We start from the raw sequence: 9,416 nt of genomic DNA on the forward strand, positions 1-9,416 counted from the left end.
CGGCTGCCGGGCCCCGGGCCCCGGGCCCCGGCCCACCGACCTGGGGGACCGGGACCCGGAGGGCGTCAGGTCCCGGTCACATCCGTGACCGTCCACCTCTGGTTGGCACCGGAGTTGGGCTCCCAGGTCGTCACCGCGGCGCCCTCGTGGGTGGCCTGGCCGCCGACCTCCAGGAGGCGCCCGGTGCCCGCGTTGATCAGCGTCCAGGTGCCGTCGCCGGTGCCCGACACGATCCACTCGGCGGCCCTGTCCCGTTTGCCGTTGTCGGGCGCGGCGACCGGGACGCCGTCACGCACGGTCAGACGCCTGCGCTCACCGTCCTGCGCACTGGTGAATTCGTAGCGCTGCCGCACTCCGTCACCGGGACGCACCGTGCTCAGCCGCCACCGCTGGGCCGCCGAGCCGTCGCCGGTACCGATGACGAGGCCGCTGCCGTCGTCGCCGACGGTGACGGCCTTGCCGCTCTGCGCACCGGTCAGGGTGTAGGTGTGGCCCTTGCGCAGCAGCGGGGCGTCGGCGGCGACGCCGGAGACACCCTTGACGACGAAGGACGTCACCGACTGGGCGGGCACGGTGAAGGTGGCCGTGCGGTCGCCGGCCCTGATGGCCCTGTGCCGCTCCAGCTTGCCGTCCGCACTGGTCACCACGGGCGTGACGGTCGCGTTCCGGTTGACGGTGCGGAACTTCGAGAGGTCCACGGTGACGTCGCGGGCCCCGGTGGTGCTGTTGACGTGGACGACCGAGGCGCCCTTGCCGTTCTTCGTCACCGCCGCCGCGCTGGAGGTGTCGTTCACCTGGATCAGCCGGTCGCCGGGCTTGATGAAATGGGTGAAGTTGCGGGCGGTGTCGAACTTGGTGTTCGTGCGAACGGGGCAGGACTCGAGGGTGTCGGTCGCCGTGCAGCTGAACGGCAGCTGGATCTCGCCCCAGTTGCCGCCCTTCGCGGACTCCCCGCCGGGCCTCATGTTGTCGTGGTCCTCGACGGGTTGCCAGAACACCCATGCACGCGGTTCGAGTTCGCGCAGATCGTCCACGATGCGCTGGGCGAGACCGAGACCGGGACGCATGTCGGTGAAGCTCTGTCCGTCGCCCCAGTCGCCCTCGACCTCGCTCATCCACAGCCGCTTGTCCGCCGCCTTGGAGAGGTCGCGGACGGTGGTGCGCTGCCCGGTTCCGTAGGTGTGGACGTTCATCTGGTCCACGAGGTCGCGGGCTGCGGGGGAGTAGGTGTTCCAGTTCCGGGCGAATGTGGACGGGTTGGTCTCGTCCATGGCGGAGATTCTGGCCCCGGTCCTCGCCTTCCTCAGCGCCGGCGCCAGGGCGTGGAGCACCTTCTCCTGGAGCTCGGGGCCGATATGGGCGCCTTCCTGCCGGCCGCCGACGGGTTCGCCGTCCGGGCCGAGACGGGTGCTCCAGTAGGTGGTGTTCGGCTCGTTGAACGGGTCGACGGTGTCGACCTCGATGCGGTGCGCCTTCTCCAGCCGCTTGGTCGCGCCCGCCAGATAGGCGGCGAAGTCGTCGACCGACTCGGCCTTGAGCTGGTCCTCGGAGGCGTCGAACCCGCCGGAGACGTAGCCGCTGATGGTCATGAACCAGGGCGGGGAGTTGCTGAAGGTCTCCCAGCGGGTGATGTCCTTCTTGATGCGGTCCACCCACCAGCGCTGGGTGGCATCGGCGTCGGGGTTCCAGTCCGCCGGGTCGTCGGCGTCCCACCAGCCGGTGTCCTCTCGGGTGGTGCCCGCCGGCGCCTTCCACCAGCCCTCGACGGCGCCGCCGGCACGCAGATAGTCCTTGACGTCCGGGGCGTTGCCACCCCCCACGTTGTAGCGGGCGATGTTCAGGGCGAGGCCCTCGTCGCCGAAGAGGAGTTCGGCGAGTTTTTCGCGTATCTCCGTGGGATAGTCGCCCGTGGCGTTGGCGAACCAGACCAGACTGGTGCCCCAGCCCTCGAACTCCTCCTGCTGATAGGACGGATCGGGCCGGACGGTGACGGAGGGGACGGAGGGGACGGAGGCCTCCGCCCGAGCGGTGGACGCCGGGGCGGGGACCAGGGCGGCCCCGGTGGCCAGGGCGGTGAGGCCGGCGGCTGTCAGGAGCCGTCCTCTGCGGGTGCGGTGTGCCATCGGTGTGCTCCCAACATTGAGGTGTGGTCGCGCTCTGGTGGAACCCTCCGGCCGCGCGGTGCGCGCGGCCGGAGGAGGAGACGGCCTCCCGGAACGACCGTGCCGTGCCGGGGAGGCGGAACAGGCGCTCCCGCCCCGCCCCTGCCGGGCCCGGAGCCGAGGCGGTCGCCGCGTCTCAGCCGGCCGGCTGCCGCAGTACGGCGACGGCGCGCGGTCCGAGGACCAGCGCACCGCCGTCCCCCTCCGTGGTGCCGAGCAGTACCTCCCCGTCGAGGCCGCGCACGGGGACTGCCGTGTCGGTCCGGTTCACCAGGAACAGGAACCGGCCGCCGGGACCGCTGCGGACCGTCGTCTCGATCAGTCCGCGGACCTCGGTGGGCAGTTCGCTCTCCACACCGGCCGGTGCGAGCAGCCGGGGCAGCAGCGAGGTGAGCCCTGCGACACCGAGCCGGGTGGAGACGTAGGCGGCCGAGCCGGTGCCCGTGGCCTTCCGGGTGACGGCAGCCCGGCCGGCGTGTACGCCGGTGCGGTAGCGGGCCAGGACGTCCGTCCCCGGCGCGACGGTGATCCGGTCGGTCCACAGGCTGCCCGTCGTCGCGTCGTCGAGCTCCACCGTGTCACCGTCGAGCAGCGGACCGAACTCCTCGATGCGGATGCCGAGCAGCTCGCGCAGCGCCCCCGGGTAGCCGCCGAGCCAGACGTGGTCGTGCTCGTCGACGACACCCGAGAAGTACGTGGTGATCAGGTGGCCGCCCTGCTCGGTGTACCGGGTGAGCGTCTTGGCCAGGTCGGCGGGGACCATGTGCAGCACCGGTGCGACGAGGACCTGGTGGCGGTGCAGATCGGCGCGGGTGGTGACGAGGTCGGCGCGGACACCGAGGGCCAGCAGCGCCGAGTACCAGTCGAGCGCCTCCTGCCGGTAGTCGAGCAGCGAGGAGGGATGGGAGTCCTGCTCGCTCGCCCACCACGACTCCCAGTCGTAGAGGATGCCGACCCGGGCGGCCTCCCGTTCGCTGCCCGCGACCGGCGCGAGTGCCTTGAGGGTGGCACCGAGTGCGGTCACCGCGCGGAACAGGTCGCTGTCCGCGCCGGCGTGCGGAACCATCGCCGAGTGGTACTTCTCGGCACCGGCCGCCGACTGACGCCACTGGAAGTAGCACACCGCGTCGGCCCCGTGCGCCACGTGCAGCAGCGAGTCACGGGCCAGGTCGCCCGGACGCTTCGCCACGTTGACGGGCTGCCAGTTGACGGCACTGGTGGAGTGCTCCATCAGGAACCAGGGCCGGCCGCCGGAGATGCCGCTGGTGAGGTTCGCGGAGAAGGACAGCTCGTCGCGGGCCTGCGGCCCGGGATGGACGTAGTGGTCGTTGGAGACGAAGTCGATCTCCTGCGCCCAGTCGGGGTAGTTCATCCCCTTGGTGTTGCCCATCACCATGAAGTTGGTGGTGACGGGGACGTCCGGGGTGATCTCCCGTAGGATGTCCCGCTCGGCCCGCAGATGCTCCTTGAGCGCGTCCGACGAGAAGCGCTTGAAGTCCAGCTGCTGGGTGGGGTTGGGGTGGGACGCGGCCTGCCGGGGCGGCAGTATCTGCACCCAGTCGGTGTAGCGCTGGGACCAGAAGGCGGTGCCCCAGGCGGAGTTGAGCGCATCCAGGGTGGTGTACCGGACTCGCAGCCAGTTCTGGAACGCGCGTGCCGCGTCGTCGGAGAAGTCGTAGACGTTGTGGCAGCCCAGCTCGTTGCTGACGTGCCAGGCGACCAGGGCCGGGTGACCCGCGTAGCGGGTCGCCAGCTCCCGTACCAGGCGCAGCGCGTGGGCGCGGAACACCGGGGAGGTGGGACGCCAGTGCTGGCGCGCCCCCGGCCACAGGACGGTGCCGTCCGCGGTGACCGGCAGGATCTCCGGGTGGGCCGTCGTCAGCCAGGGCGGCGGGGAGGCGGTGGCGGTCGCCAGGTCGGCACCGATGCCGCCCGCGTGCAGCAGGTCCAGCACCTCGTCGAGCCAGCCGAAGTCCCAGGTGTTCTCCGCCGGTTGCAGCCGCGCCCAGGAGAAGATCCCTACGGACACGACGTTCACACCGGCCTCCCGCATCAGCCGGACGTCCTCCTCCCAGACGCTGCGGGACCACTGCTCGGGGTTGTAGTCGGCGCCGTACAGGAGGCGGGGGGCACGGTCGCCGTCCGCCCCGCTGGTACGGGACAGGAGGGTGGAGATCATGGCGGTCCTTCCGGGTGTCTCGCACCGGGGCGGTACGACGTGCGTGCCGCCCCGGTGTGCTACTTCTCTACGGTGAAGCCCTGCTCGTTGCCGTACTGCACCGACGCGTCCTGCCAGGCCTTCAGGCCGTCCGCCAGCGTGGTGCCGGAGACATAGGCCTTGCCGACGGTGTCGTTGAAGATCGAGTTGGCGTACACCTGGTACGGCAGGTACGCCCAGTCGTCGGCGACGTTCGCGGCCGACTCGGCGAACACCTTGTTGGCCTGCTGCCCGCCGAAGTACGGGAACTCGGTGTTCTGGAACTCCTCGGAGTCGAGCTGAGCCGTGGTCGCCGGGAAGGCGCCGCCCTTCACGCGGGTCTCGACACCGTCGCCGGCGTTGGCGTACTCCACGAACGCGTAGGCGAGCGCCTCGTTCTCGCCGAGCTCGGGCAGAGTGAGGGCGCTGCCGCCGTTCTCCGCGCCGGCGTCGGCGCCCGCCGTCCACTGCGGCAGCGGGGCGACGCGCCAGTCACCGGCGGCCTCCTTCACCCCGGAGGCGAGGTTGGCCGGCATCCAGGCACCGATGGCCAGGGTGGCGATGGTGCCGTCGCCGAGGCCCTTGTACCACTCGTCGGACCAACTGGTGACCGGGGCGACAAGCTTCTCGTCGAGCAGCTTCTGCCAGGTTCCGGTGAAGTCCTTGGCCCCCTTGTCACCGAACCCGATCTTCACCTCGGTGCCGCTCACCTCGTAGGGGCGCGAACCGGCCTGCCACAGCATGCTGGTGGTGAAGCCCGCGTCACCCGCGTCGTTGGTGATGTACGCCTTCGGGTCGGCCTTGCGCAGGGCGCGGGCCGCGTCCACGTACTCGTCCCACGTGGTGGGCACGTCGATCCCGTGCTTGTCGAAGACCTTCTTGTTGTAGAACAGGGCCATCGGGCCGGAGTCCATCGGCAGGCCGTAGATCCCCTCGCCGCCGGCCTTCACACCGTTCCAGGGGCCGGGGGAGTACTGGCCGGCGAGCTTGTCGGCGCCGAAGCCGCCGAGGTCGGTGAGCCCCTCGGTCAGCGCGTACTGGCCCATGGCGTAGTACTCGACCTGGGCGACGTCGGGGACGCCCTTCTTGGCGGAGATGGCGTTCTGCAGCGCCTTGTACTGCTCGTTGCCGGTGCCCGCGTTGACGAGGTTCACCTCGACTCCGGGGTGCTCCTTCTCGAAGTCGGCCGCCACCTGCTCGAGCGTGGGTTCCCACGCCCAGACGGTGACGGTGCCGCCCTTCTCCAGGGCCGCCTCGACGTCCGACTCGGAGACCGCCTTCGGGGCGGCGCCCCCGTCGTCGGAACCGCCGCAGGCGGTGGCGCCCAGGGCCAGGGCGCAGACGATGCCGATGCCGCGCAGGAGGCGGCGGGACTGCTTGTGCATGGGCGTGCTTCCACTTCTTCGTGGGCCGGGATTCCGGGGCCGGGACGGGGTGATGTGCGGGAGGAGGGAAGAGGGGCGGCGCTATTCCTTGACGCTTCCGGCGGAGAGCCCCGACTGCCAGTACTTCTGCAGCAGCAGGAACGCGGCGATCAGCGGGACGATGGTGATCAGCGAGCCGGTGATGACCAGGTGGAACACGGGCTGTCCGCCGGCGGTCGCGGCCTGGTCGTTCCAGCTGTGCAGCCCCAGGGTGAGGGGGTACCAGTCGGGGTCCTTGAGCATGATCAGCGGGAGGAAGTAGTTGTTCCAGGTCGCGACCATGGTGAACAGCGAGACGGTGACGATGCCCGGCGCCAGCAGCGGCAGCACCACCAGGAAGAAGGTGCGCAGCTCGCCCGCGCCGTCGATCCGGGCCGCCTCGAGGAGTTCGTTCGGGACGGCCTCACTGGCGAACACCCACATCAGATACAGGCCGAACGGCGAGATCAGCGACGGGATGATCACCGCCCACGGGGTGTTGGTCAGCCCCATGGTGCTGAACATCAGGAAGGTCGGCACCGCCAGCGCCGTCCCCGGCACGGCCACGGCGCCGATGACGACGGCGAAGACCGCCCGGCGCCCGGGGAACTCGAACTTGGCCAGGGCGTAGCCGCCCAGCACGGCGAGGAGGGTCGCGCCTCCCGCGCCGAGACCCACGTACAGCACGGTGTTCAGCAGCCAGCGGGTGAAGACACCGTCGTTGTAGGTGAACGTATCGACGATGTTGTCCCAGAGGGCGAAGTCGCCGTCGAACCAGAGGCCGAACGAACGGGACAGCCCTTCCTGGGTCTTGGTGGCGCTGATGACCAGCCACACCAGCGGAACCAGGCTGTACAGCAGCACCAGGCCGGTGAGCACGGTCAGCAGCACACTGCGGCGCGGCCTCCCGGGAGTGGAGCCGCGCCGGCGCGTACGCAGCCTGGGGACGGAACCGGAGGGGGCGGAACCGGAGGCGTCGGACGCGGAGCCGGTCCGGCTCGCGGAGGCGGGGGAGACGGTACTGGTCATCGCTGTTTCACGCTCCCTTGCGCATGCCGCGCAGCTGGACGACATAGGCGATGACCATGGTGATCAGCCCCATGACGATGGCGACCGTCGCAGAGTAGTTGTGCTGCTGGCCGGAGAAGGACAGCGAGTACGTGTAGTAGTTCGGCGTGTAGTCCGTGGTGATGGCGTTGGGCGCCAGCTTCTGCAGGACGCTGGGCTCGTTGAAGAGCTGGAAGCTGCCGATGACGGAGAAGATCGTCGCGATGACCAGGGCACCGCGGATCGCGGGCAGCTTGATGGCGGTGATGACGCGGATCTGCCCGGCGCCGTCGATCTCGGCCGCCTCGTAGAGGGAGTGCGGGATCACCCGCAGTGCCGCGTAGAAGATCAGCATGTTGTAGCCGACGAACTCCCAGGTGACGATGTTGCCGATCGAGGCCAGCACCAGGCCGGGGGAGAGCGGGTCGGGCAGCGAGAGCCCGAAGGCCTCGTTGACGTCGCCGACCAGGCCGAAGCGGGTTCCGTACATGAAGCCCCACATGAGGGTGGCGACGACGGCGGGCACCGCGTACGGCAGGAAGACCGAGATGCGGAAGAAGCTCTTGCCGTAGAGCCGTCCGCTGTCCAGCGCCAGTGCCACCAGCAGGGCGATGCCGAGCATGATCGGCACCTGCACGCACAGGAAGAGCGAGACCCGGCCGAGCGCGGCCCAGAACCGTTCGTCCTGCAGGGCCTGCCGGTAGTTGTCGAACCCGACGAAACTGGTGCCGCCGATGAGCTGGTCCCGGAAGAGGCTGAGGTAGACCGAATACACGATCGGGGCCAGGAAGACCAGGGCGAACACGGCCACGAAGGGACCGATGAACCCCCACCCCGTCCAGGACCGGCGGTCCCGTCCCACCGGAGGTGGTGCCGGCCGCGGCTCGGCGGTCGCCGGCGGTTGCAGCGTCGTCATGTCGTCCTCGCTCGTCCACGTTCGGGCCGGGTGATCACGGCGCCCTCCTCGGGGCCGGGAGCCCCGCCCCCTGCAGCCGATGTTTGCGCAAACATCAAGCGCCGCGGAAATGCGACGGGGTGATATGTTTGCGTAAACATTCGGTGGCGGCATGTCTACACTGCCCTGAAGACGACGGTCAAGGGTTCTCAGGAAAACCCTGACGCGGCAGGTGGCGACGGGAAGGCGGCCGGAAGCGAGTGGAGACGGTGGACAGCGCGCCGGGGCGGGAGCCCGTCACCGGGACGGCCGCGGCCGGCGAGGACCCAGCCGGCGAGGACCCGGCTGGCCCGGACCCGGCCGGCCCGGACCCCGCAAGCGTGGGTTCGGCAGGCGTGGGCCCGGTGGGCACGGACCAGGCCGGCCCGGAACCGGCCGACGGCGCCGCGCCGAGCCCTCGTCCGAGGGGCGGCCGCCGCGCCAGGGCCTCCATGGCGGACGTGGCCCGCCTCGCCGGCGTCTCCTCCCAGACCGTCTCCCGCGTCTCCAACGGCTACGCCGGGGTGAACGAGGAGACCCGCGAGCAGGTGCTGGCCGCGATGCAGGAGCTCGGCTACCGGCCCAACAGCGCGGCCCGCGCGCTCAAACGCGGCGAGTTCCGCACCATCGGCGTCATCACTTTCTCGCTGGCCACGACCGGAAACGTGCGTACCCTCGAGGCGATCGCCACCTCCGCGGCGCACGAGGGCTACGCGGTGACCCTCCTCCCGGTCGCGATACCGACCCAGGACGAGGTGCGCGGCGCGTTCTCCCGCCTGGAGGAGCTCGCCGTCGATGCGGTGATCGTCATCATGGAGGTCCATCTGCTGGACGCTGCGACGATCCAACTGCCCCCGCACGTCCAGGTCGTGGTCGTCGACTCCGACGCCGGCGAGCGCTACACGGTCGTCGACACCGACCAGGCCGGCGGCACCCGTACCGCCGTGCGCCACCTGCTCGGCCTCGGTCACCGCACGGTGTGGCACCTGGCGGGCCCCGAGGGCTCCTTCGCCGCCCAGCGCCGCACCGACGCCTGGCGTGCCGCCCTCACCGACGCCGGACGCGTCCCGCCGGAACTCGTCCGCGGTGACTGGTCCGCGGAGTCCGGTTACCGCGCGGGCCTCGAACTCGCCGCCCTCGACGAGTGCACCGCCGTCTTCGCGGCCAACGACCAGATGGCCCTCGGCCTGCTGCGTGCCTTCCACGAACGCGGCCGGCGCGTCCCCGAGGACGTCAGCGTCATCGGCTTCGACGACATCCCCGAGGCGTCCTCCTTCCTGCCCCCGCTGACCACCGTCCACCAGGACTTCGCCGAGGTGGGGCGGCGCTGTGTGGCGGCCGTCCTGAGCAAGATGCGTCATGACGGCCCCGAGCGGGGGACCACCCTCGTCCCGACCCGCCTGGTACCGCGCGCCAGTACGGCACCGCCGCCGGCGACTCAGCCGCGGACGGGCGGCTGAGACGACCCGGCCCTGCTCAACTCACCCTGTCCGCAGGTGTGTTGTTGGGGGAGACTGGTTGATCGTCGGCGCCGTGATCCGTCGTGGGAGGGAGTCCGCCCTGCCGGCCGGCAGGTCCGGCCCTCCGCAGATCGACACCAGCAGGGCGCGCCCCGCGCGGGTCTACTGGTACCGGCGGGGGGGGGGGGGGGGGGGGGGGAGCCGCTGTCGCTC

At 70.7% G+C, this 9,416-nt stretch carries 6 protein-coding genes; 1 reads left to right on the plus strand and 5 read right to left on the minus strand.

What is annotated here, in order from left to right:
* Nucleotides 1-65: 65 nt before the first annotated feature.
* The 5 genes from ACFYQA_RS26635 to ACFYQA_RS26655 all read right to left on the minus strand — a co-directional run bounded on the left by ACFYQA_RS26635 (nt 66) and on the right by ACFYQA_RS26655 (nt 7,725).
* Nucleotides 66-2,123 carry an RICIN domain-containing protein gene (locus ACFYQA_RS26635; protein ID WP_388922683.1) on the minus strand — a complete coding sequence of 686 codons (2,058 nt, stop codon included), beginning with the start codon at nt 2,121-2,123 and terminating at the stop codon, nt 66-68.
* A 175-nt stretch (nt 2,124-2,298) separates the two neighbouring features.
* Nucleotides 2,299-4,341: a beta-galactosidase gene (locus tag ACFYQA_RS26640; RefSeq protein WP_388922686.1), complete on the minus strand. Its 2,043-nt coding sequence runs from the start codon at nt 4,339-4,341 to the stop codon at nt 2,299-2,301.
* Nucleotides 4,342-4,400: 59 nt separating this feature from the next.
* A complete protein-coding gene (locus ACFYQA_RS26645; protein WP_388922689.1) occupies nt 4,401-5,744 on the minus strand; it encodes an ABC transporter substrate-binding protein in 1,344 nt (447 codons plus the stop codon).
* 81 nt (nt 5,745-5,825) lie between these two features.
* Nucleotides 5,826-6,791 carry a carbohydrate ABC transporter permease gene (locus tag ACFYQA_RS26650; protein ID WP_388922692.1) on the minus strand — a complete coding sequence of 322 codons (966 nt, stop codon included), beginning with the start codon at nt 6,789-6,791 and terminating at the stop codon, nt 5,826-5,828.
* A gap of 7 nt (nt 6,792-6,798) precedes the next feature.
* A complete protein-coding gene (locus ACFYQA_RS26655; protein WP_388922695.1) occupies nt 6,799-7,725 on the minus strand; it encodes a carbohydrate ABC transporter permease in 927 nt (308 codons plus the stop codon).
* Between the two features lie 470 nt (nt 7,726-8,195).
* Between ACFYQA_RS26655 and ACFYQA_RS26660 the strand changes: the two genes are divergently transcribed.
* Nucleotides 8,196-9,203 carry a LacI family DNA-binding transcriptional regulator gene (locus ACFYQA_RS26660; RefSeq protein ID WP_388922722.1) on the plus strand — a complete coding sequence of 336 codons (1,008 nt, stop codon included), beginning with the start codon at nt 8,196-8,198 and terminating at the stop codon, nt 9,201-9,203.
* The last annotated feature ends 213 nt before the right edge of the window (nt 9,204-9,416 follow it).

Origin of the sequence: Streptomyces sp. NPDC005774, assembly GCF_042871645.1 — a bacterium.
Taxonomy (GTDB): domain Bacteria; phylum Actinomycetota; class Actinomycetes; order Streptomycetales; family Streptomycetaceae; genus Streptomyces; species Streptomyces pratens.

Coding starts and splice junctions, on each gene's coding strand:
- ACFYQA_RS26635 (WP_388922683.1), bottom strand. CDS start 2,123: ATGGCACACCGCACCCGCAGAGGACGGCTCCTGACAGCCGCCGGCCTC.
- ACFYQA_RS26645 (WP_388922689.1), bottom strand. CDS start 5,744: ATGCACAAGCAGTCCCGCCGCCTCCTGCGCGGCATCGGCATCGTCTGC.
- ACFYQA_RS26640 (WP_388922686.1), bottom strand. CDS start 4,341: ATGATCTCCACCCTCCTGTCCCGTACCAGCGGGGCGGACGGCGACCGT.
- ACFYQA_RS26650 (WP_388922692.1), bottom strand. CDS start 6,791: ATGACCAGTACCGTCTCCCCCGCCTCCGCGAGCCGGACCGGCTCCGCG.
- ACFYQA_RS26660 (WP_388922722.1), top strand. CDS start 8,196: ATGGCGGACGTGGCCCGCCTCGCCGGCGTCTCCTCCCAGACCGTCTCC.
- ACFYQA_RS26655 (WP_388922695.1), bottom strand. CDS start 7,725: ATGACGACGCTGCAACCGCCGGCGACCGCCGAGCCGCGGCCGGCACCA.